This window comes from Streptosporangium sp. NPDC006930, assembly GCF_040635605.1.
GTDB lineage: Bacteria > Actinomycetota > Actinomycetes > Streptosporangiales > Streptosporangiaceae > Streptosporangium.
Map to the genome: position 1 here is coordinate 64,589 of NZ_JBEYID010000002.1, position 22,132 is coordinate 86,720.

Annotated in this window: 22 protein-coding genes; 8 read left to right on the forward strand and 14 right to left on the reverse strand. The window is 67.5% G+C overall.

Features of this window, described 5'->3' with window-relative positions:
* Positions 1-247: 247 nt before the first annotated feature.
* A complete protein-coding gene (locus tag ABZ664_RS03605) occupies positions 248-2,599 on the reverse strand; it encodes an FxsB family cyclophane-forming radical SAM/SPASM peptide maturase (protein ID WP_362502398.1) in 2,352 nt (783 codons plus the stop codon).
* 25 nt (positions 2,600-2,624) lie between these two features.
* Positions 2,625-2,810, reverse strand: coding sequence for an FxSxx-COOH cyclophane-containing RiPP peptide (gene fxsA / locus ABZ664_RS03610; RefSeq protein ID WP_362502401.1), 186 nt, complete (start codon positions 2,808-2,810; stop codon positions 2,625-2,627).
* Positions 2,811-3,599: 789 nt separating this feature from the next.
* On the opposite strand from fxsA, the gene ABZ664_RS03615 reads away from it, so the two are divergent.
* Both ABZ664_RS03615 and ABZ664_RS03620 read left to right on the forward strand, forming a co-directional pair.
* The gene (locus ABZ664_RS03615) at positions 3,600-4,100 is read left to right on the forward strand and encodes a hypothetical protein (RefSeq protein WP_362502404.1); all 501 of its coding nucleotides are present in this window, start codon (positions 3,600-3,602) and stop codon (positions 4,098-4,100) included.
* Positions 4,078-4,980, forward strand: a complete 903-nt coding sequence (locus ABZ664_RS03620) for a DUF4231 domain-containing protein (protein ID WP_362502407.1) — start codon at positions 4,078-4,080, stop codon at positions 4,978-4,980. The genes ABZ664_RS03615 and ABZ664_RS03620 overlap by 23 nt, the downstream gene beginning before the upstream one ends.
* A 117-nt stretch (positions 4,981-5,097) precedes the next feature.
* Here ABZ664_RS03620 and ABZ664_RS03625 read toward each other — a convergent pair whose 3' ends face one another.
* The 3 genes from ABZ664_RS03625 to ABZ664_RS03635 are packed head-to-tail and all read right to left on the reverse strand — an operon-like array spanning position 5,098 to position 5,988.
* A complete protein-coding gene (locus tag ABZ664_RS03625) occupies positions 5,098-5,325 on the reverse strand; it encodes a hypothetical protein (RefSeq protein ID WP_362502410.1) in 228 nt (75 codons plus the stop codon).
* A 1-nt stretch (position 5,326) separates the two neighbouring features.
* On the reverse strand, positions 5,327-5,527 hold the full coding sequence (locus ABZ664_RS03630) for a hypothetical protein (RefSeq protein ID WP_362502413.1): 201 nt from the start codon (positions 5,525-5,527) through the stop codon (positions 5,327-5,329).
* Complete coding sequence (locus ABZ664_RS03635; protein WP_362502416.1) at positions 5,515-5,988, reverse strand: extracellular solute-binding protein; 474 nt, start codon at positions 5,986-5,988, stop codon at positions 5,515-5,517. The genes ABZ664_RS03630 and ABZ664_RS03635 overlap by 13 nt, the downstream gene beginning before the upstream one ends.
* 294 nt (positions 5,989-6,282) lie before the next feature.
* On the opposite strand from ABZ664_RS03635, the gene ABZ664_RS03640 reads away from it, so the two are divergent.
* Positions 6,283-7,122 (forward strand): DeoR/GlpR family DNA-binding transcription regulator, encoded by an 840-nt coding sequence (locus tag ABZ664_RS03640; RefSeq protein ID WP_362502419.1) that lies wholly within the window; start codon positions 6,283-6,285, stop codon positions 7,120-7,122.
* A 273-nt stretch (positions 7,123-7,395) separates the two neighbouring features.
* The gene (locus tag ABZ664_RS03645; protein ID WP_362502422.1) at positions 7,396-7,740 is read left to right on the forward strand and encodes a hypothetical protein; all 345 of its coding nucleotides are present in this window, start codon (positions 7,396-7,398) and stop codon (positions 7,738-7,740) included.
* Between the two features lie 160 nt (positions 7,741-7,900).
* On the opposite strand, the gene ABZ664_RS03650 is transcribed toward ABZ664_RS03645, so the two are convergent.
* From ABZ664_RS03650 to ABZ664_RS03660, 3 genes are all read right to left on the reverse strand, one after another.
* Positions 7,901-9,142 carry a glycosyltransferase gene (locus ABZ664_RS03650; RefSeq protein ID WP_362502425.1) on the reverse strand — a complete coding sequence of 414 codons (1,242 nt, stop codon included), beginning with the start codon at positions 9,140-9,142 and terminating at the stop codon, positions 7,901-7,903.
* 336 nt (positions 9,143-9,478) lie between these two features.
* Positions 9,479-9,892 (reverse strand): YchJ family metal-binding protein, encoded by a 414-nt coding sequence (locus ABZ664_RS03655; RefSeq protein ID WP_362502428.1) that lies wholly within the window; start codon positions 9,890-9,892, stop codon positions 9,479-9,481.
* A 230-nt stretch (positions 9,893-10,122) separates the two neighbouring features.
* A complete protein-coding gene (locus tag ABZ664_RS03660) occupies positions 10,123-12,816 on the reverse strand; it encodes an RICIN domain-containing protein (protein WP_362502431.1) in 2,694 nt (897 codons plus the stop codon).
* A 254-nt stretch (positions 12,817-13,070) separates the two neighbouring features.
* Here ABZ664_RS03660 and ABZ664_RS03665 point away from each other — a divergent pair, with 254 nt between their 5' ends.
* On the forward strand, positions 13,071-13,232 hold the full coding sequence (locus tag ABZ664_RS03665) for a hypothetical protein (RefSeq protein ID WP_362502434.1): 162 nt from the start codon (positions 13,071-13,073) through the stop codon (positions 13,230-13,232).
* Between the two features lie 161 nt (positions 13,233-13,393).
* Positions 13,394-14,011, forward strand: a complete 618-nt coding sequence (locus ABZ664_RS03670) for an integrase core domain-containing protein (RefSeq protein WP_362502437.1) — start codon at positions 13,394-13,396, stop codon at positions 14,009-14,011.
* Between the two features lie 42 nt (positions 14,012-14,053).
* On the opposite strand, the gene ABZ664_RS03675 is transcribed toward ABZ664_RS03670, so the two are convergent.
* Entirely contained in the window at positions 14,054-15,217 is a 1,164-nt protein-coding gene (locus tag ABZ664_RS03675; RefSeq protein ID WP_362502440.1) for an acyl-CoA dehydrogenase family protein, read from the reverse strand.
* Between the two features lie 162 nt (positions 15,218-15,379).
* Between ABZ664_RS03675 and ABZ664_RS03680 the strand changes: the two genes are divergently transcribed.
* Complete coding sequence (locus ABZ664_RS03680) at positions 15,380-16,681, forward strand: UDP-glucose/GDP-mannose dehydrogenase family protein (RefSeq protein WP_362503905.1); 1,302 nt, start codon at positions 15,380-15,382, stop codon at positions 16,679-16,681.
* Positions 16,682-17,468: 787 nt separating this feature from the next.
* Here ABZ664_RS03680 and ABZ664_RS03685 read toward each other — a convergent pair.
* The 5 genes from ABZ664_RS03685 to ABZ664_RS03705 form a co-directional block, all read right to left on the reverse strand.
* Complete coding sequence (locus tag ABZ664_RS03685; RefSeq protein ID WP_350946427.1) at positions 17,469-17,705, reverse strand: DUF397 domain-containing protein; 237 nt, start codon at positions 17,703-17,705, stop codon at positions 17,469-17,471.
* Between the two features lie 223 nt (positions 17,706-17,928).
* On the reverse strand, positions 17,929-18,054 hold the full coding sequence (locus tag ABZ664_RS03690) for a hypothetical protein (protein WP_362502443.1): 126 nt from the start codon (positions 18,052-18,054) through the stop codon (positions 17,929-17,931).
* A gap of 95 nt (positions 18,055-18,149) precedes the next feature.
* Positions 18,150-18,653 carry a 5-(carboxyamino)imidazole ribonucleotide mutase gene (gene purE / locus ABZ664_RS03695; protein ID WP_350946425.1) on the reverse strand — a complete coding sequence of 168 codons (504 nt, stop codon included), beginning with the start codon at positions 18,651-18,653 and terminating at the stop codon, positions 18,150-18,152.
* A gap of 241 nt (positions 18,654-18,894) precedes the next feature.
* Positions 18,895-20,052 (reverse strand): 5-(carboxyamino)imidazole ribonucleotide synthase, encoded by a 1,158-nt coding sequence (locus tag ABZ664_RS03700; RefSeq protein ID WP_362502447.1) that lies wholly within the window; start codon positions 20,050-20,052, stop codon positions 18,895-18,897.
* A 248-nt stretch (positions 20,053-20,300) separates the two neighbouring features.
* Positions 20,301-21,248 carry a hypothetical protein gene (locus tag ABZ664_RS03705; RefSeq protein ID WP_362502450.1) on the reverse strand — a complete coding sequence of 316 codons (948 nt, stop codon included), beginning with the start codon at positions 21,246-21,248 and terminating at the stop codon, positions 20,301-20,303.
* A gap of 294 nt (positions 21,249-21,542) precedes the next feature.
* On the opposite strand from ABZ664_RS03705, the gene ABZ664_RS03710 reads away from it, so the two are divergent.
* A complete protein-coding gene (locus tag ABZ664_RS03710) occupies positions 21,543-22,121 on the forward strand; it encodes a GtrA family protein (protein WP_362502453.1) in 579 nt (192 codons plus the stop codon).
* Positions 22,122-22,132 lie beyond the last annotated feature (11 nt).

A 22,132-nucleotide genomic window follows, 5' to 3' on the forward strand; every position in this document is an offset into this window, starting at 1 on the left:
GAGCACTTGACGCCTTGAGTATAGGGTGGCGTGTCGAGGTGGCAAATACCATCACATTGCGGAGAGTACACATCAGACTTTATCTGCGTACCCGTGTTCATAAAAAGCGGTCGAAACAACCGCCGCGCCTCGGCGACCGGTCGGCGAGTACCGGTACCGGACCATGAACGATCAGCCGGACAAGGCGAAAAGGTTCGGTCGACGACATCGCCGGAATGGTCGTGCGGCACTTCCCGCCCGTTTCGGGTCATCCCCGAAGCGGCGCGCTCCGGTTCCATGTCTCCCGATGGGCCTCGGCCCTGCGCCGGGCCTCGCTCTCCGCGCCGGCGCTGACCGGTTCGTCGAGCCAGCGGCCGACGCTCTCGGTCATCGCGTTCACGAACTTCCTGCCGGTCTCGGTGAGCGCACCGGAGTCGTTCAGCGTCTTCAGCGCCTGCGCCGTCCGACCTCGCCAGTGGGCGAACTGGATCGCGGCCTTCTCGGCCGCCACCCCCTCGTCGAGGGTGCGCCGCACCCGCCAGAAGTCCGCGACGGCGACGTGGGCGTACGTGCCCTGCAACAGCCCCTCCAGCGGCCGGGGGTCGTCACGCCAGGGGGCGTAGTAGAGCGAGGTGTCCGCGACGTCGTACAGATCGAGCATGTCCAGCACCGCACCCAGCTTGACGTGCTGGAACTCGTGGATCAGCAGGAGCGCCAGCGTCACGGCGTCGGAGGGCGCCGCCACCGCGACGGCGCCGAAGGCCTGACGCGCGGCGGAGCTGATCTGCCTTCCGTCGTCACGGGGCACCAGCGGGATGATCGTGGTCAGCCCGGCGGCCAGGGCCGGGGCGTAGGCGGGGTGATCGCCGACGATCACCCTCCAGGCGTCGCGGAGGAGCTCGCTCCACCGCTCCAGTTCGGCCTCGCCCAGCCGGTCGGCGACGGGCCACTGATGACAGTCACGATAGGGGTCGACGTCGTCCAGGACGACGGACAGGTCACCGAAGACCAGCCTGCGCACCGGCGACCAGCCGGGGACCGGCTCCGTCGCGCCGAGATCGACCCGCTGGACGCGCCCGCCCGCCTCTGCGGCGAACCAGCCGTCACCCGTCGTGACGGTCACCGTGCCCGCCGGGCCGACGTCCAGCCTGCCCAGCCCCGGCAGGTGAAGCGCGTCGTCGGGGACGGGCACCCGGAGGGAGTCCTTGATCCCGGCACGCAGGGCCGCGGCCACCGCGATCGCGGGAAGATGGGTGTCGTCGGCGCCGCCGGTCAGGCACAGGACGGCCCAGACCCGCACGTAGGGATGAGCCAGGACGGCGTTGAGCGCCTCCGGAGACTCCTGGTCGACGAGCGTGAGCAGCCGCCATGCCTCAGGCGAGGTGGCGACGGCGCCGACTCTGCCGAGAAGGGCGCGACGCAGGCTTCGCTGGACCGCCTCCAGCGCGAGGATCGCGTCACCCTCCCCGTAACCGGTGGCCAGCGCGGCGATGTCCGCGACCGGGAACGTGTGATGGGCGAAGCCGCTGACCGCCTCGTTGACATGCGTTATCAGGCGCAGCAGGTCCGCGCAGTAGACGCTGGGATTGTCGAAGGCCGATCCCGTGCGGTAACGGTGGGTGTAGAGGCCCCCGCCACAGGTCTCGACCACCGGGCAGGCCCGGCACTGGGCGGACAGACCGGCCGGCCCGGACCGCCGGTCACCGAAACCCGGGTGGCGGGCCACCTCGTCCAGGCAGTGGTCGCGGACGCTCATCCCCGTGGCCGGGGCGCCGTCGTACGCCGTCTTCAGGGAGTCGACCTGCTCGTACGAGCCGTCGGTCTCGATGACGACCAGATCGCTCGGCTGCAGGCCGAGCGACTCGGTGAGACTGCTCCTGTTGTCACGGATCCGGAGCACGGAGTCGAAGATCCGGACGGACATGGGCCTTCCGTCGGTCATCCACCGGTCGAAGATCTTGATCAGCCAGTCGCCGTGAGCCCCCTCGACCGACGGCGGCCGGTCCCATGTCGCGTGGGGAAGCAGGAAGTCGATGTGCGGTGGTTCGAGATCGGCGAGCGCCTCGTAGACCAGCACGGGGTCGTTCGCGACGTCCACGGTGCACAGCAGCCCCGCGTACAGCTCTGGGTGGCGGCGGAGCAACTCGACGGCGCGGATCACCTTGTCGTAACTGCTGCGGCCGTCCGCGTATCTCCGGTGGCGGTCGTTGGCGACGCGATCACCGTCGAGGGAGATGCCCACCTTGATGCCGCGCTCGGCGAAGAGGGCGCAGAACTTCTCGTCCAGCAGGACACCGTTCGTGTGGATGCGCAGATCGACCGCGCAGACCCCCCCGAGCGCCCCCAGGAGCTCGTCGGCGACCCTGGCCAGCCTGTCGCGTCCCGCCAGCAGCGGCTCGCCGCCGTGCAGGACCACGTGGATCTCCGGGAGCTCGTGACGCCTAGCGTGCTCGGCGATTCTGCTCGCCGACCACGCGATCGTCTCGTCGGACATCACGACGGGCCGGCCGCGCCAGCTCTGGTCCGCGTGCTCGTAGACATAACAGTGATCGCATGCGAGATCGCACCTGCTCGCGACCTTGAGCACGAACTGGCGGAACGGAGTGGCGAATGGTTTCAAGGTGACCGGTCGTTCGGACGGCGACTCAGATGGATGAATTGAAAGCCGCGGTGGCGACGCGCCGCTCAAGCGGCTCCGGAACGACGCGCCTCAAAACCTCGGCGTCGACGCAGGAGGCGACGCGGGAAAGAGGAAGGTCCCCCAGGTCGGGCATATCGGTTGGGACCGACGACTCGGCGCCCTCACGATTGTTTTTCTTCACGTCGGCCACCAATTTTAGGATTAGATTCACATAAACAGCGGGGGTCGTCAAAAGATTGCGAACACACAGGGCGACAAGACGGAAACCCTCCGTGCGCGACCTTAGGTGAACCATACCCCCGAGGTTAGGTCCCACACGAAGAGCGTCGCCTCGCGAGGGTACACATTTATACCGGATCGGGACATGGCTTGGTCAGCAGGTGGTGAAGGCTTTCCCTCAGGACACCTCCACGAACCGACTATTTCATCCCCGTTATAGTTAGATCATATCTACAGTCGCCTTTCGCAACAAAACATATACACAGGTCATACGTGGCAAAAATTAAGTGAGATGGGGTATTTATAGTCATAAGTGAGGTATATTTGCTTATGTCCCCATTTGTCGCTCATCCCAGGCCGGCCCACCCTGGCTGTGACGACCCGGACATCCCCGGGCGGCCGACCGGGGGCCCTCGACGGCCCGCCTCGCCCTTCGCGCGCGAAAGAATGAAACTCGAGTATCACGTGGGCCACCGCGCCCCTCAACGACAAAATAGAAACACGCCATACGTGCAAAAATCATGAAACGCGGCCCTGTTAACGTTTTAGGTTATCTGATTCAAACGATAACAGTGGCCCGGAAGCCTGATCGACTTTCTCCGTAGATTCCGTGGACCGAATTCCACTTCACATTACTTGACGGACGACAGAAACAGATCGAAGATGCATCAAGAAGGGGAAAGGCACGATTCGTAGTCACCGGCTGCGCCAGCAAGGTACCGGAGGAAACGTAATCAGGCAGGAAAGGCACCCCCGCATCGTGATCACGGGACATCGCGATCTCACTCCACCCACGACGAGGCTCGTCGAAAAAGCGATCAGACGGTTCCTCGCGCCCCACGCCCCCGAGATGGTGGGAGTCTCCTGCCTCGCCGAGGGCGCGGACCAGGTCTTCGCCGACGTGGTACTCGAACTGGGCGGGCTCCTCGAAGTGATCGTCGTCGCCGAGCAGCACCACCTGACGCTCCCCCCTCCGCACCGGGCGTCCTACGGACGTCTGCTCAGCCGGGCCGGGACGATCAGGCGACTCCCGTTCTCCTTTCCCTCGCCCGAGATCTACGCGTACGCGAACAGGGAACTGCTGGAAGGGGCGGATCTGATGGTGGCCGTATGGGACGGTCGTCCGGAAAACGGAATCGGGGGGACAGCGGAGGCCGTACGGGAAGCACGAAACCGGATGATCGAGGTGCAGGTGCTGTGGCCGTCGGGCGCGGCGCGGACGAGCGTGGGTGTCTCCCATGACAACCAGCCCACCCCATGAGATGAAGGCGATCCCCGAGTCCCAACTGCCGGCGCTCTACCGCGCGGCCGACAGGGGCGCCGTGGTCGGGCAGCGAAGGCTGATGAGGGCCACCGTCCTGCGCCTGGGCTCGCTGGTCGCGGCGGCCACGTTCGGCTCCTTCAGCCTGAACAGCGGGAGGCTGGACATCGCGGCGGTCCTGTCCGCGACGGCCCTGGCGACGGCGCTGGTGACAGATGTCTATCTCCTCACCATGCGCCCCGATCGCCAGTGGCACGAGGCCAGGACGACCGCGGAGTCCGCCAAGACTCTGGCGTGGCGTTACCTGGTGGGCGGGGAGCCTTTCGGCCTCCACGAGGACGAGGAGAAGACGGACCGACTGCTGCACGACAGGTATTCCGAGATCACGAACGGCATCCACGAGTTCGCCCCGGTTCCGCCGGACGACGGTGCCGCCCAGGTGACTGAGACGATGCGCGCCGTCCGAGCCCTGCCCCTGGACGAACGCAGGCGCCACTATGCCGTCGGCCGCATCCACGACCAGCGGTCGTGGTACACCGCCAAAGCCATCCACCACGACAACCGGGCGGCGCGCTGGTCGGTGACCCTGGCCGCGATGGAGGCTCTCGGCCTGGTCGGCGCGGTGTTGAACGCGGGGCAGGTCATCGACCTGGATCTCCCCGGGATCATCGCCGCGGCCGCGGCCGCGGGGGTCGCGTGGCTGCAGACCAGGCAGCACCAGAATCTGGCCGCCTCCTACTCCGTCACAGCCCTGGAACTCGGGGACATCGCGTCGAGACTGGATCGGCCCAGCACGGAGCAGGAGTGGGCGCGCTTCGTCGAGGAGACGGAGAAGGTCCTTTCCCGCGAGCAGATGCTGTGGTGGAACTCCCACAACTGACCGGCTCGCCTGGCCGTCCTCACCCACAGGTTCTCGGTGAGCGCCTCTGCCCGGCGACCTGAGGACAGCTCGTTCACGGTCTGGAAGAAGGTGCCGGGACGCTCCTGCCGGTCTAGATCACCGTCCGGAAGGACCTACGGGACGAGCGGTGGGCGCCGACATGTGGATCACCTCGACCTGACCGTCCAGGAGGAGCGGGCCGGCCGCGTACGGAACCAGCAACGTGTCCCCCCTCCTGAGCGAGTCGTAGTCGGCGACCAATCGCTCCAGGACGCCGGCGGTGAGCGTCAACTCGTAGTCGACGCAACCGCCGAGGCCGAGAACAACACGGGAGGCGTCGGCCATGTCAGTAGAGCGAGCCCTTGCCGGCGGCGCCGAACAGGTCGAGCTTGTGGGCGGCGACCACCTTCATCGCCTCGACGCACGCGGGCTGGATGCCGATCGGCACCGTGCGCATGTCGTTGGTGCGGGTCAGCGTGAGCGCGAACAGATACTCGTTCCACGAGATCATGAACGTGTAGATCCCGACCGCGATCAGACCGGGCACCGAGAGTTGCCGGGGAAGCCGTTCGCGATCGTGCTTAGTTTCGCGTTCGTCTCCTGGCTCATCAGGTAGGACACGAACTTGAACGCCTCGGCCTTGTGCCCGGTGGAGTCTGAGATGCCGATGCCCCACGACGCGTAGGGGATACCGCGCTTGCCGGTGTAGCCGTCCTCGGCGGGCAGGGCCGCGATCTCGAACTTCAGGTCCGGCTTGTTCTTCTTGATCAGGTTGATGTGCGCGAGCGAGTCGATCACCATGCCGACCTGGCCGTTGGTGAACTTCTCGACCTTGTCCTGCTCTTTCATGCCCCACCACTGCGCGAACTCCAGCGTCACGGTGCTGTCCGCACCGGCGTCAGCCGAGTCGCTTGTGCTGCCCGAGCCGCACGCCGCAACGAACGCGACCAGCGCGGCCGCTGTCACCGCCCCTGTCAGTCGCTTCAGCCGGGCTGCGCGAATCGTCACGGCCAGCTCCTTCCACATCTAGATCCTTCTGTTTTCTGCTGTGTGGCGGTCACGTTGGCAGCACATCACCGACATAAACAAGAGAAGAACCGCAGAAAACTGTGCATTATGGCAAATTATCGCACTGGGCGGCCGGGCTGGCGCTTCGGCCACCACCTTCGATCTGGAGAGGGTCAGGCAGAAGCAGGTCTTCGGGGACCCCGCCCACCCTTGCAGGTTTTCGCTGTTCTATGCTGCGATGCACGCGAGCGGGGTGCGTTTGTGGCATACTGCCGCACTACCGAAGGGAGATCAGTGAGCGGCGACAGGGACGATCGGCAGCGCCACCTACCTGCCGGACGCAAGGCCCAACTGGCCGCGTACGTCTCCGACACCGGGCAGGTCACCGTAGGCGAGCTGGCAGAGCGCTTCGGCGTCTCCATCGACACCGTGCGACGCGACCTGGACCAGCTGAGCGCCGACGGCATCCTCGTGCGCACGTACGGCGGCGCCGTCAGCCTGTCCACGATCTCCCGCATCGACCGCGCCGTCGACCAGCGACTCAACGAGCAGGAGAAGGAGAAGGAGAAGATCGCGGCACTGGCCGCGGCACTCGTCCAGGACGGCTCGACCATCATGATCAACGGTGGGACGACCACCCTCGCGTTCGCCCGCAGCCTGCGCCGGCACCGCGACCTCACGGTGGCGACGAACAACCTGCTGGTGCCGGGCGCGCTGCCGCCGACGGCGATCCGCGACATCTACATCTTCGGCGGTGCGGTGCGCTCGCTCACGCTCGCCACGATCGGCCCGGTCAGCTTCCGCACCAATACCGGCACCGAGCTGGACGTCAGCTGCGACCTGGCACTCATCGGCGTCGGCGCCGTCTCCGCGGACGCCGGCTACACGACGAGCAACCTCGCCGAGGCCGCGATGATGCAGGAGATGCTCGCGCGCGCGGCCCGCGTGGCGATCCTCGCCGACTCCTCCAAGTTCGGACGCCGGCTGTTCGCCCAGGTGTCGGAGCTCGGCGCCGCCGACTACCTCATCACCGACACCATGCCGCCGCCCGACCTGAGAGACGCCCTCGCCGCGAACGAGGTGGAGCTGATCACCCCTGCGGCTCCACCGAGGCCACGAGAGGCCAGGGGCTAGCCCCGTCGCCCACACGTGGTCGCCTCTCGGCCGAGATCTCCGGACCTCATGCCGAGATCGGCGAGCCGGGTGGCGAGCGGCGGTGACGGGATCGTCGCCGGATCACCCGACGGGAGATCCGCCGATCGTCGACTCCCCCCATGGCTGAAGCCGAGGGCCCGCGCCCGAGGCCTTCGATCACCGCCGGTCGGCTATGGATATGCTGACCCGGCCGGACCGGGAGCATTGGCGCCTGATATCCGGCAAGCCCCCGCCGTTTTCAAGGAGTAACGAATGGCACGCCTGGTGTCCGCCGGTTGGACCGGAGTGATTCTCACCGCTCTCCTGCTGACCGGTTGCTCCTCCGAGCAGCTGGGCGATCGCGGCGGCAAGGAGAACGCAGCGCCGGACAAGGTCGGCGACGTCGACTACGTCGAGGTCTTCCGCAACGCCGACAATTTCCCCAACGTCGCCCGGATCTGCGTCGAGGGCCTCGCCTTCGCCAGCACGTCGAGCGGGGCACGCGGCGAGAGCGGCGTCGCCAACCCGGCGCTGCTCCGCGTCCCCGAATGGGACACCACGTGCGCCAAACACTCGAAAACCCCTCCGTCCCCGAAGACGAGTCCCTCTCCGGGCTGAGATTTTCTCCACGGGAATTCCGAGCGACTCTCACACGAAGAAGCCGTCCCGAGGTGTCTCTTCCTCGCGGAATCGTGTTCTCGGCACATGAGCGCAGGGTGCCGCGCCCGTATGGCCATGGCCACGGCCCGAAGGTGGCGGCTACCTGTGCCGGTGGGAGTCAGGCACCTGGAGATCCGCTCGGCTGAGGGCTTGGAAAGTCCGCGGCGATCAGCAGCCGCGCGGCCGTGTCCGCCCCGTCCGCGCGTATCGCGTCGGCGAGGGATCGGGCGCGGGCCGCCACGTCCGGTCGGAGGGTGCGACCGAGGGCCTCGGTCAGCGAACCGGTGGTCGGCGTGCCGGGCGAGTGCGCGGTTCCGACCCCGAGGTCGTCGACCCGCCGCGCCCAGTAGTGCTGATCGAACTGCTGGGGGATGACGACCTGGGGCGCCCCGGCTCGCGCGGCCGCGGTGGTGGTTCCCGCACCACCGTGGTGCACGACGGCGGCGACCCGCCGGAAGAGCGCCTGCTGGTTTACCTCCCCGATGGACAGGCAGTCCGGCTCGTCGTCCAGCGGTGCCAGGCCGGCCCACCCGCGCAGCACGACCGCGCGGCGCCCGAGCGCGCGGGCCGTCTCGACCATCGTCCTGCCGAGGTCCCGCGGGGCGCGAATGCTGCCGAAGCCGAAATAGACCGGCTGTTCACCGGCGTCGAGGAACGCCTCCAGCTCCGCGGAGAGCGGACGCTCGTCCGGCAGGATCCAGGCGCCCGTCTGGACCACCTCCGGGTCTCCCGGCCAGGGCCCCAGCACCGGATCGGCGGCCAACCAGGGCCTGCCGGTGAACACGTGGCCTCGCACGTCATCGACGGGAGCCAGGCCGACCGACGCCCGATGGGAGTTGAGAGCGGCGCCGAAGATGTCGTTCCAGCGTCGCGCGTCCCGCTCCCAGAGCACGCGGTTACCGACCGTACCGTCCGTCGGCACGTCTCCTCGCATCGGCAGAGGCGGCGGCGCGTGATGGGGGGTAGGCAAGGCTACCGGGCAGTAACCGGCGAAGACATAGCGGATCCCCTTCCGTTCGGCCACCGAACGAGCGGCCACCACCAGGTACCCGCCCGTCACGATGACGTCGCAGCCCTCGGCCGCCGCCAGCAGCGTCTCGAACTGGTCGGCGATCGAAGCCTCCACCATCCGGCGCCGCTGCTCGGGCGAGGGCGGGGCCGCCGTCGAGTCGGCCTTCCCAGTCGAGCGCAACTCGGGGCCGAGGGGCGCGAACGGGATCCCGAGGCCGCCGATCCAGTCGCGGAAGTCGGGAGGCGCGCACACCTGGACCTCCTTCCCGAGTTCCCTCAACCGCACCGCCAGCGCCACCACCGGCTGGACGTCACCGCGCGACCCGATCGTCGACAGCAGAACACGCATCGAAACTCCCCTCCCGCGACAGCCTCGACCACGATCGGCCGAGGTGTGGTCAACGTGAGCCCGCACGGGCGTCCGTTCCCGTTCGCGATGTGCCGGTTCGGCTCACGGCTCCGAATTCTGGACCGTCCCCGGGGCCTTGCCGCAAGCCCTCCTGTCCGCTATACGTTGAAAGTGGCGGGGAGTCCGAGGACTTTCCGGCTCAAAGGGCTGTCCTATGAGGACCCTGCGTGAGCGCCGCGGCCACGACGGCCACGAAATGGTGAAAGCCGTTTCAGATCGGCCCGGAGTCGTCGGACGGTCTTTCTCGAAGCGCCTCGACCTTGGGGAACGAGGCTCTCAGAGCGCCCCGACGTATACCCAGTCTCCCCCGTGCCTGACGAAGCGGCTGTGCTCCTCCAGGTGGCCCTCCTCGCCGCGCTCGACGTAGTGGGCGCGGAAGCGGACGGTGCCCTCGGTGTGGAAGGCGCTGCCGCCGGTCGTCTCCGTCACCTCCAGTCGCGTCCACCGGAGCCCGCCACCGAGGTCGACGGCGGGCGGGCGCGTCGACGGGTGCCAGGTGCGCAGGAGATAGCCGGCGTCGCCGACGCTGAAGGCGCTGAACCTCGACCGCATCAGCGCCTCGGCCGTCGTCGCGGACGCCTCCCCGCGGTGCAACCGCCCGCAGCAGTCCCCGTACGGCGCGGGCAGCCCGCACGGGCACGAGGCGGTGGGCGCGAAACGGACTCGGGATCGTGGATCACGTCGTGGCACGCCCCCAGTATGCCCATGCCCTCCACCAGGCCCGTTCCCGGCGCCCACCTCGGCCCCGGAACCTGGCCGGATCCGTTCCGCGGATATGTCGTGTTCCGTTTCCCGGGCCCCGTCCCAGGGGCCACCTCGCCAGCGCAGCGTCGACCTCGGCCTCGGAGAAGATCCCGAACGTCGCCAAGGTGGGCCGCGGGCGGCGCGTACGACCGCCCGCGGCCCGGTGGGAGCTCACGTCAGTTGCGCAGGCTCCACTGCTGGTTCGTGCCGCCGTTGCACGCCCACAGAATCATCCTCGTACCGTTGGCGGTGCCGGCGCCGTTGGCGTCCAGGCACAACCCTGACTGCACACCGGTGATGGTGCCGTTGGAGTTGACGTTCCACTGCTGGTTGGTCTGTCCGTTGCAGTCCCAGATCACGACCTGAGTGCCGTTCGCGGTGCCCTGGCCGTAGGCGTCCAGGCACTTGTTGCCGAACACCTGCAGCTGCTTGCCCGACGTGTACGTCCACCGCTGACTGGTGCCGCCGTTGCAGTCCCACAGCTGCGCCTGAGCGCCGTTGGTCGCCGTGCCGCCGTTGATGTCCATGCATCGGCCCGACTGACCACCCACGATCGTGCCGTTCTGCTGGTTGCTCCCGCCGCTTCCCTGCCTGACGAGCGATTTCGACTCGGCCGATCGGTTCCCCTGGGCGTCCACGACGTAGAGCCGATATTCACCGTTCGACGTCGGAACGGCGATGGAGGTCGCGGTTCCGCTCGCCCTGGTCATCGTGTTCCCGGCGGCGAAGGACGTCGTGCCCAGGGGAGCCAGCCAGACCGACTTGCTCGCGTCGCCGGCGCTGCGGATGGGAATCGATGTCGCACCGGCGCTGACGACGGTGCTGGCGGGCAGGACGTAATCCGGCAGAGAAAGATTGCTCTGCGGAATGATGTTCCTGTACGCATCCTCAAGTCCGGAATTCACCGCGATGCCATAGGCCTGCGACGGCCAGACATAGTCGGAGGACACGAGGATGTCGTGGACCGTACTGTTCGGCAGGTTCTTGTTGGAGACCTTGTTGATGGGGCCGTACGTCTGCGTGATGCTCAGATCGTGCTTGCGCCCGAAGTCGTCGGAGTTGATGAGCCACGTGATGTTCTTGTCCACGCTCAGGAGGTTGTCGCGGAAAACCATGTTCCCCGAGCCCTCGTCCGGGTGGAGTCCGTACCTGTGGCCGGACGGGACGCCCTGCATGTAGTTGTTGGTGATCGTGGTCCCCGGCTGGTTGCCCAGCGTGTAGACGGGAGCCGTGTCGCTCAGCCGCTGCACCGTGTCGATGAAGTGGTTGTAGCTGATGGTGTTGTTCTTCGCCGTGGTGGTCGGCCGGTTGGGCGCGATCGAGCCTGACGATCCGTCGAAGTTCCACCATCCCCAGCCGAGCGTCACACCGGACCACGGGGTCTTCTCGATGCGGTTGCGCTGGATGGACAGACCGTCGGCGAAGTACGCCGAGATGGGGCTGTGCCCGTTGAACAAAACGGCGCTGTCGTAGATGTAGTTGTTCTTGATCTCGATGTTCTTGGGCGCGCCTTCGACCTGGGCGGGATACTTCTCGCGGTTCGTCGAGGTGTGGTCCCCGATGTAGACATGCTGGGGATGGCCCACGGCGATGGCGGATCCGGCGATGTCGTTCGTGTAGTTTCCGATCAGCTTCGTGTTCACCACGTCGTTGACCATGTTGATTCCGTCGACACCGGTGTGCTGCACCCGGTTGTTCTGCAGGACGAGCCCGTCGGCGTTCTCGATCTGGATGATGCCGGGCGCCATGTCGACGTTGCGGTAGTAGTAGACGTGGAAGTTCTGCCTGGCGTACGCCTGCGCGCCGAGGTTGCCCTGCTGGGCCTGCTTGAGCACCGAGCCGGCCACGTTGAACAGGTTCCAGTCGGAGTGCTGGACCGTGAGGCCGGAGAAGGTGATGTTCCGGGCGCGACTGCTCGTGGAGGTGCCGGCGACCCTGAGGAGGGTGGACACGTTGTTCGGCGCGAAAACCGTCGCGGTGGACATGTTCTCGGAGCTCGCCTTGTAGTAGTAGAGCGTCCGGCTCGTCTTGTCGAAGAAGAACTCGCCCGGCGCGTCCAGGAACTCGTAGGCGTTCATGACCTTGTGGCTGCCGTTGATCTGGGCGTTGCCGTTGAAGGCGCCCTGGGCGATGGCCGCTCCCGGCTGCTGAAACTGGACTATACGGTTCGCCCCGTCAGAGGTGACCTGCCGGGCTCCCACGATGGCCGTGGTCCAGGTCGTCCCCGTCTCGATCTCGATGTCGTCCTGATTGCCGGCGATGGCGGGAAAATCATTCAGGTTGTACTTCGCTCCCGCGCACTGCGAACCCGACTCCCACGCCCAGGACGCCTGCCCCGCCGTGATGCTGTAGGTGCCGTAGCATCCCGCGGAGTTCATCGTCTTCGAAGCCATGAACGCTCGCTTGTCGTTGACGTAGAGCGCGCGAAGCTTGTTGCTGCGATTCAGCGGGGCTTTCCAGATGTTGCCGCTGTGCTGCGTCCATCCGGTCACCTGAACGCCTCCGCTGAGGATCGGCGTCTCGTTCTGGTACGCGGCGTATATGACCCGGTAACCATTCGTGCCGGAGTCGGCCGGCGTGAAGTCGACGGTGCTGCCGATCGAGTAGTCGCCCCCGCGGAGATACACGTAGATGTCGTCCGTCATGTTGGCGTTCACCGTGCGAACGACGTCCCTGGCGCGCTGCAGGGTTCTGAACGGCGACGTGATCGTTCCGGGGTTGGCGTCGTTACCGTCGGGGGCGACGTAGTAGGTCGCCTGGGCCGCCGCCGAGGCGGAGGTATTACCCGCGAAGGTCGGCAGCAACGCGGCGGCAACGAACACCGCGAGCGCTGCTAACACCTTCCCGGTGGTGGACGAGGCTGACTTCACGCTCTGTTCCTTTCGCTGATTCCGAGCAGAGTGGTCGCCGCGTGATCACCCGTCGCCGTAGAACTCATCGGGGTGTGCCGTCGCGCGGATGTGACGCCTGTCTTGCGGTTGAGGGCATCGATCGGAGGGCCGTGCAGCTTTCCGGCCCGAGGGGTCGGCCCACCCTCACGTCATGCGCGGCGATCGCCGGCAGAGCGTGGGACTCGGCAGGCTCGTCGTCGGTGAGGCCGAATGTCCTTGTCGCGGGATGAGCGGTGCCCACCGTCTCGTGGCACCGAGCATTCGCCCCAGGCGGCTCACGGGCTCTCCGGTACGCGAAGGACGATCTCGTCGGCGCCGAAGGAACCCTGATCGCCCGCCCCGGCGCCGCGCTGACGAGGGTCATCGCCGCCGGGGCGCGAGAGGTCTTCTCATAGCGCGCCCCAAGAATCCGTGGCAGACACAGCGTTACTGTTTCGTAACGTATGACGTATGCCGACTGATGTCTGGGTGTAATGTCCCATTAACAGGGATGTCTCGCAATAGTCCATGGAGTGGGTGAGGCGCGCCTTTCTCCACTCCTGCGCCACGGCGTCAGATGATCTTCCGTGACACACTGGACTTCTCGTGGGGCGCGGCAGGGGCCCGTCGCTCATGCGCACGGTGCGACCCGGCGGACAGTGGGTCCGATCTTGCAGGTCAGGGGCCGGTGTCTCCGTCGTCGCGCCGGTCGCCGACGGCTAGGCGCAGTCCTCCACACGGCACTCGTGACGCCCCGGATCCCTGCCGGATCAGCCCGTGCTCCGGGCAGATCGAGGAAGGAAATCGCTTACGTCGGCGATCGCGAATCACCGTCGCCGATGTAACTTTCATCGGCGACGGGAAAGTCAGTGGCGGTGGAGGTGGAACGCTGAAGGTCGAGTTCGTGCATCGGCACCGGTTCCGCACTCGGGCCGGGGCACGGCTGAGGATCGCGACCTGGATCGCGGACTTCTACAACACGCGTAGACGGCACAGCGCCAACGACGGGCTACCGCCGGTCGCATTCGAGCGTCAGGTGATCGAGAAGAGGCAAGCGTCATCGGCCCTGGTGAGAGCCGCTGTGGCATATCACAGAGGCAATGAATATGAACCTGTTCCGTCCCTGCATCGTGTCTCACGGAACAGGGACGGAACGGGGCCGCTCGGGAGATCATCCGGAGGTCGCGAAGACTGACGGACGATTCCACGAAGGAGAGAGCTTCTCCTGCTCAGGGACCTACTTCAGCAACTGCCGGGCCATCACCATGCGCTGGATCTGGTTGGTGCCCTCGTAGATCTGGGTGATCTTCGCGTCGCGCATCATGCGCTCGACCGGGTAGTCGCTGGTGTAGCCGTACCCGCCCAGGAGCTGGACCGCGTCGGTGGTGATCTCCATCGCGGCGTCGGAGGCGGCGCACTTGGCGGCGCTGGAGAGGAAGGTGAGGTCCTTCTGCGGTTCGCCGTGCATGGCGAGTTCCGACTTGGCGGCGGCGGCGTAGGTGAGCTGGCGTGCGGCCTCCAGCTTCATCGCCATGTCGGCGACCATGAACTGCACGCCCTGGAAGTCGGCGACGGCCTTACCGAACTGCCTGCGCTCCTTGACGTAGCCGATCGCGTAGTCCAGCGCGCCCTGGGCGATGCCGAGCGCCTGGGCGGCGATGGTGACGCGGGTGTGGTCCAGGGTGGCGAGGGCGGTCTTGAAGCCGGTGCCCGGCTCGCCGATCATCCGGGACGCGGGGATCCGCACGTTCTCCAGGATGACCTGGCGGGTCGGGGAGCCCTTGATGCCGAGCTTGCGCTCCTTCGCGCCGAAGCTGACGCCTTCGTCGCCCTTCTCCACGACGAACGCGGAGATGCCCTTCGCCCCGATGCCCGGCTCGGTGACGGCCATCACCGTGTAGTACTCCGACACCCCGGCGTTGGTGATCCACATCTTGGCGCCGTTGAGCACGTAGTGGTCGCCGTCGAGGACCGCGCGGGTCTTCATGGCGGCGGCGTCGCTGCCCGCCTCGGCCTCCGAGAGGGCGTACGAGAACATCGCGTCACCCCGCGCGACCGGCGTGAGATAGTCCCGCTTGAGCTCCTCGGAGGCCGCGAGCATCAGCGGAACGGTGCCGAGCTTGTTGACGGCGGGGATCAGCGAGGACGAGGCGCAGGCTCGCGCCACCTCTTCGATGACGATCACCGCCGCGAGGGCGTCGGCACCGGCGCCCCCGTATTCCTCGGGGATATGCACGGCGTGCAGGTCCGCCGCGACGAGCGCCTTGTAGACGTCCCAGGGAAACTCCCCGGTCTCGTCGGCCTCGGCGGCGCGAGGGGCGATCTTCTCGTCGGCGAGGGCGCGGACCGTCTCGCGGAGCATCTCGTGCTCCTCGGGCAGTGCGTAGAGAGGATAGCTCATGGGAAAATACTAGGACGTCCAACAAAACATGGAGCGCTCCACCCCATGTGGTATGCCCTGCGGCGTTTGCGCAGGTGGCAAAGTAGAACCACAAGTTGCCGATACCCTGTCGGCAAAGAATTGGGCAGAACGAAGGGAGCACCAGTGGCCTACCGCCTCACGATGGTGGGAACCGGATATCTCGGTGCGACGACTTCCGCGTGCATGGCCGAGTTGGGCTTCGAAGTCCTCAGCCTCGACGTTGACGCGGAGAAGATCGACCGCCTGCGGGCCGGCGATCTGCCCATCTACGAACCGGGCCTGCAGGAGATCCTGCGGCGCAACCTGGCCAACGGCCGATTGCGCTTCACCACCTCGTACGAGGAGGCCGCGGCCTTCGGCGATGTGCACTTTCTGTGTCTGGGCACGCCACAGAAGCCGGGAGAGTACGCCGCGGACGTGTCCTACCTGGACGCCGCGATCGAGTCGCTCGCCCCCCACCTGGACCGCGAATGCCTGATCGTCGGCAAGTCGACCGTCCCGGTCGGCACCGCGCAGCGCCTCGCCGACAAGCTGGCCCGGCTCGCCCCCATCGGCGCGGGCGCCGAGCTCGCGTGGAACCCCGAGTTCCTCCGCGAGGGCTTCGCGGTGAAGGACACCCTCCACCCCGACAGGATCGTGCTCGGTGTCGCCTCCGACAGGGCCGAGAAGGTCATGCGGGAGGTGTACGCCTCCATGCTGGAGATGGGCACCCCGATGGTGATCACCGACTACCCCACGGCAGAGCTGGTCAAGGTGGCAGCCAACGCCTTCCTCGCCACGAAGATCTCCTTCATCAACGCGATGGCCGAGGTCTGCGAGGCCGCCCACGCCGATGTCAAGCAGCTCTCCCTCGCGCTGTCCTTCGACGACCGCATCGGCGGCAAGTTCCTCAACCCCGGCCTCGGCTTCGGCGGCGGCTGCCTGCCCAAGGACATCCGCGCCTTCATGGCCCGGGCCGGTGAGCTCGGCGCCGACCAGGCACTGACCTTCCTGCGGGAGGTCGACGCGATCAACATGCGCCGCCGCGCCCGCATGGTCGACCTCGCCCGCGAGCTGGCCGGAGGCTCCTTCCGCGGCTGTACGGTCGCGGTGCTCGGCGCCGCGTTCAAGCCCAACTCCGACGACATCCGCGACTCGCCCGCCCTGGACGTCGCCGTCAAGATCAGCGAGCAGGGGGGCCGGGTCACCGTCTACGATCCCGTCGCCCAGGAGAACGCCCGCAAGGCCCACCCCGGACTCTCCTACGGCGCCTCGGCCCTGGACGCGGCCAAGGACGCCCACGTCGTGCTGCTGCTGACCGAGTGGCGGGAGTTCGTCGCGATGGATCCCGAGGAGCTGGGTTCCGTGGTGGCCTCCCGCAAGATCGTCGATGGTCGTAACGCCCTCGACGCCGAGACCTGGCGGGCCTCCGGCTGGCACTACCGCGCTCTGGGCCGTCCCTGAGCACAGCGCGTCATCCCGCGCAGCCGCCCTTTTCCGCCCCTCCCCTCGTCAGGGTCGTCCCGAGGCGACCCTGACGACACGGCCGGGCGTTCATCCCTTTGCCGCGTGTCTCCCGGGTCGGGGCGTGTCACCCTGAAGCGCCCCCGCCAGGACGGCGTGGACGTCGCGAGGTCCGCTCACCCGGCAGGCGGAGCGGACACGACGGCGGGTTCCCGGCCTGTGCCGGAAACCGGCCGGATGGGCGTCGACTTCTCGGATATCGCGTCGGTCACCACTGTCTCTCGGGTCACCAGTTCCAACTGTCCCAGTGATACCTACGACGCCAGTGCCTGCGGCGACGGCGGCGGTGATGGTGGTAGTGCCAGTGCGGGTCGTGAGCCGGCCAAGCGCCCCCCGGAAACATCGTGATACCCATCAGGACACCTCTCTCGTAGTAATCCCTTGGACATGACAATTACTACGATATTCGGCATTTCATAGCGAGAAACACCAAGTTGCCTCCAAGTTATTCATACAACGCTTTTGGCGGCCATTACCGCGAAGCCGCTCGCATCACAGCAGGGTGAGTCGCCCCACAAAACCACCTTTCCCTTTTCTTTTGACAAAAGGGTTTTTACCCTCACGGGAAAGCGGTGGCCGAAGCGTGAACCCCGAGGGTGGCGCACCTTTCACCGGGTCGGCCCGGCAGGCGATCCGATCGCGACGACGAGGGCGAAGCCCTGGAAGCGCACAGCAAGAAGGCCCCCGTCACCGACGAGGACCTTTTGTCCGTCCCGATCCCGTCGGGTCAGTTGTCGAACTCGCCGAGTTTCACGCCCCCGACGAAAGCGTCCCACTCCGAACGGGTGAAGAACAGCTTCGGTCCGTCGGGATTCTTGGAATCGCGCAATACGTAAAGAGAACCCGACCCGGCCTTGTGGCCCTCCTCGGGAGCGTCGACAACGGCCACCTCGACGCAAGGACCGCTGTCATCCCCCTCCGGGGCCGCCTTGCGCCAGACGGCGTTGCTGAGGTCTGCTTCCACGTCGTCATCACCCTCGCTATGTCGGCGGTCGCCCAACGGGCGCGGTCATTCGCGCGGATCGCCCCCGCAACGCCGGCACGCCTCCGTCACGTCCCGAGGACGATCTCGGTGACGTGCCCTCCTGTGACGGCTCCGCGAACGGGTGGCGGGCTCCACGCACACAGTATCCGGGCCGTCCGAGACACCCGCAACGACGAGGAAAGCAAGCCGGAGCACCAGGAAGTCAGCGCGTCGAGACGGAACTCACGGCGGAGTCGGTGGTCTTCTGACTTTCACCCATGCCCAGGCTTCCGAACACCGCCAGCACGGCCACCGTGAGCCCGAGGACGGCGCGGATGGCGTTCCTCATGATCCCCACCTCCAAAATCCGTGGAGATCTACTCCTTCCCTCCGAGTCATCGCATATCCGTATTGTTGTCAAGCTATTGGCCATAAGCGGCCATATCAGGCGCCGAGCTGGGCGGCTTCGGCGCGAAGCTTCGCGCCCTTGGCATGGGCTTGGTCCTTGAGAGCGACCTGGAACGCCTCCATCTTCGCCCGCAACCCCTCGTCGGCGGCGGCGAGGATCCGTACGGCCAGCAGACCCGCGTTGCGGGCACCCCCGACGGCGACCGTCGCGACCGGGACCCCGGCGGGCATCTGGACGATCGAGAGCAGGGAGTCCATGCCGTCGAGATACTTCAGCGGGACGGGGACGCCGATCACCGGCAGGGGGGTCACCGAGGCGAGCATGCCCGGCAGGTGGGCGGCTCCCCCGGCACCCGCGATGATCACCTTCAGACCGCGCCCGGCCGCTTCCGCGCCGTACGCGATCATCTCCTCGGGCATGCGGTGCGCGGAGACCACGTCGGCCTCGAACGCCACCCCGAACTCGGCGAGCGCCTCGGCGGCGAGTCTCATCACCGGCCAGTCGGAGTCGCTGCCCATGACGATGCCGACGGTGGTCATGCTTTCTCCCTATGCCTCGTCGCGACCGGCCGGCCGCGCGTTCGCGTTGGTGTCCTGCCCCGCCCGGGGGCAGCGGTCTTCTGTGCCGCCGGAGCCTTCACCCGCCCGGGTCTTCCGGCGTTCGGGACCTCGGTGGTGCCGGGGTGTTCTGCCGGCACGGTCACCGACGACCTCCGACGACTCCCGACGACTCCCGACGACTCCCGACGACTCCCGACGACGAGGTGTCCCGGAAGCGAGCTCAGGTGTATCTTCCCTCGGCGAGGTAGACGGCGGCGTGCCTGGCACGCGCCCGGACCTCGTCAAGGTCGGTTCCCATGGCGGTGACGTGGCCGATCTTGCGCCCCGGCCGCACCTCCTTGCCGTAGAAGTGGACCTTGATCCCCGGGTCGTGGGCCATCACGTGCTCGTACCGGGAGAAGATGTCGGGGTCGTCGCCGCCCAGGAGGTTCGCCATCACCACCACGGGGGCGGTCGGCGCGGGCGACCCGAGCGGGAGATCAAGGACCGCGCGCAGGTGCTGCTCGTACTGGGAGGTGCGGGCCCCGTCGATCGTCCAGTGGCCGCTGTTGTGCGGGCGCATCGCCAGCTCGTTCACCACCAGCCCGGAGGGGGTGGCGAACATCTCCACGGCGAGCAGCCCGGTCACGCCCAGTTCCTTGGCGATGGTCAGGGCGATCCGCTGGGCCACCGCGGCCCACTCGGGGTCGAGGCCGGGAGCCGGGGCGAGCACCTCGACGCAGATGCCGTCGCGCTGGACGGTCTCCACCACCGGATAGCTGACCCCCTGCCCGTGCGGCGACCTGGCGACCAGCACGGCGAGCTCCCGCTCGAACGGTACGAACCCCTCGGCCATCAGCGGTACGCCGGAGGCGAGAACCTCGGTCGCCTCGCCCGCAGAGTGGCAGACCCAGACACCGCGCCCGTCGTAGCCGCCCCTGACCGCCTTGAGCACGACCGGCCAGCCGTTCTCCGCGGCGAACTCCTCGACGTCGGCGACCGTCTCGACCCGCCGCCACGGCGGACAGGGGACGCCGATCGCGGTCAGCCGCTCGCGCATCACGGCCTTGTCCTGGGCGTGGACGAGCGCCTCCGCGCCGGGATGCACGGCGAAGCCGTCCTCGGCCAGGGCGCGGACGTGCTCGGTGGGCACGTGCTCGTGGTCGAACGTGACCGCGTCACACCCCTTGGCGAGATCGCGCAGGTCCGCCAGCGACCGGTAGTCGCCCAGGCGCACGTCGGCGATCACGCGGGCGGCGCTCTCGTCGGGCGAGTTGGCCAGGACCCGCAGCTCGATGCCGAGGGCGATCGCCGCCTGCTGCGTCATCCGGGCCAGCTGGCCCGCTCCGATCACGCCGACGACGGGTCCGATGGGACTGGCCAAAGAAGGGCTGCTCACAGCGGTTAAGTTTACCGTCGCGCGGTACGCGGCCAGGCGTGGGGCGGATGGCAGATGGTCGGCGGGTGGTCGGCGGGTGGCCGACGGGCGCCGGGCGGGCGCCGTGACGGGGGCCGGGAAGGTCGTCCGCGGGCACTCGCCCTTCGGTGAAGGGCGCTTTCCGCTCGGTGAAGGGCGCTCCCCGCCCACGGCACTCATCCACCGCGAGATGACCCGGCACAGGGCGAGGCGACCGGCCGCGACCGAGGTCAGTCCGCCGTGAGGGTGGCGAGGCCGCGGCGCAGGCCGGTGGTGGCGAGTTTGGAACCCTTGCCCATGATCTCGGTGGCGACGAGCACGACCTCGGTCCCGGTCAGCCTGGCGGTTCTGGTCCTGCCGGTGAAACCGCGCAGGTCGGCCTTGCCGTAGAGGGGACGGGCCAGGGCGGAGCGACCCTCACGGGCCCTCTGCCGGTATTCGATCTCCAGGGCGTGGATGACCAGGGCGCCGCCGCCGGGCAGCAGCAGCGCGCGCTGGGGGCCGACGAGCAGGCGGACCTCGGTGGTGAGGCGGTCGGGCCTCACGCTCGGCGGGCGCCTGACCAGATCACCGAAGAGATCACGGGCCGGGTCGCCCCTGGGGAAGGTCACCCCGCTCACCCCCGCCGGGTCGGTCAGGTAGGCCAGGTAGCGCTGTGGCACAAGGCGGGCCTTCACCCCCACCGACGGGTCGTCGGCGGGCACCGCGCCCTCGGTCGGCTCGCGGACCTCGCCTCTGATCGGGATGGGCCCGGCGCCGAGCCGCCACTCACCGTCCTCCTGGACGAAGAGGAAGTAGGCCGGGTCGGGCTCGCGGGCCAGGGCGACGAACCAGCGGTCCTCTCCGGCGACGCCGGGCAGGTAGAACTCCGCCTCGCCGTAGGACTTTCTGACGGGAGCTGGGCGGCCGTTCCGGGTCGCCTCACAGGCACGACCGCCCAGCGCTCTCTCCGCCCAGGTGGTGAGCCTCTCGACCGTCGCGCAGTCCTTGTCGCGCCAGGCGTCGTCGAGCCTGCTCAGCAGCGCGATGGCGTCGGTCGCCTCGCTGAGCTCCACCTCGGTGGACGCCTCGCGCGACGGGCCGCCGATCTCGGGGGTGGTGACCCGCATCTCGCTCCCCGCGCCGCAGGCGGTCGTCATCGACAGGCCCAGGATCAAGGCGAGGAGTCGGCGGCGCAAGGGTGGATCCCCGGGGTAGTGGCCGTCGCGTACGGCAGTCCGTCTGGACCGACCACGGGAGGCGGAGATGCCGAGGGCTTCCCATGATCTACGGGGTCAGCGTAACGTCACTGCCCTCGTTTATCCCGTGTTATGAGACATTTGTTGAAAAGGCACTTGTTGACGGGTATCTACACCGACGAGTCAACCTCGCGCGGATCACGCCTCCTCACCGGTAACCTGACCCGAAGAGTGTTCGAGATCCTCCGACGCGGCGGATCAGCGGCCGACCCCCGAAAGGACCGTGCAGGAAACGTGGAGTTTCTCCGACACGCCTACCGGCGGCTCGCCGACCTGGCGCGCGAGCTGGCGAAGTTCGGGACGATCGGCGCGATCGCCTTCGTGGTCGACACCGGCGGCACCAACCTGCTCAGGTTCGGTCTCGGCTGGGGACCGCTCACCTCCAAGGTGATCGCCACGATCGTCGCGGCGACCCTGGCCTACGCGGGAAACCGCTACTGGACGTTCAGGCACCGCGAGCAGAGCGGCCTCGCCCGCGAATACTTCCTGTTCTTCGTCCTCAACGGCATCGGCCTGCTGATCTCGCTGCTGGTGATCGGCTTCGTGACCTACACCCTGGGCCTGCAGGACGTGCTGAGTTACAACATCGCCCTGCTCACCGGCACCGCCCTCGGGACCCTGTTCAGGTTCTGGTCGTACAAGAAGTGGGTCTTCCTGCCGATCTCGCCGCCCGTGGGGCAGGCGGAGCCCGTCCCAGGCACGCCGCCCAACCGGTCGGCGGCACCGAGCAGCCAGGTCAACGGCCACATGTATCTCCTGGGCAAGTCGGCGGAAGAAAACACGCCGCCCTCCGCCCCGCGCCAGTCTGGCTGATCCGCGCGTTC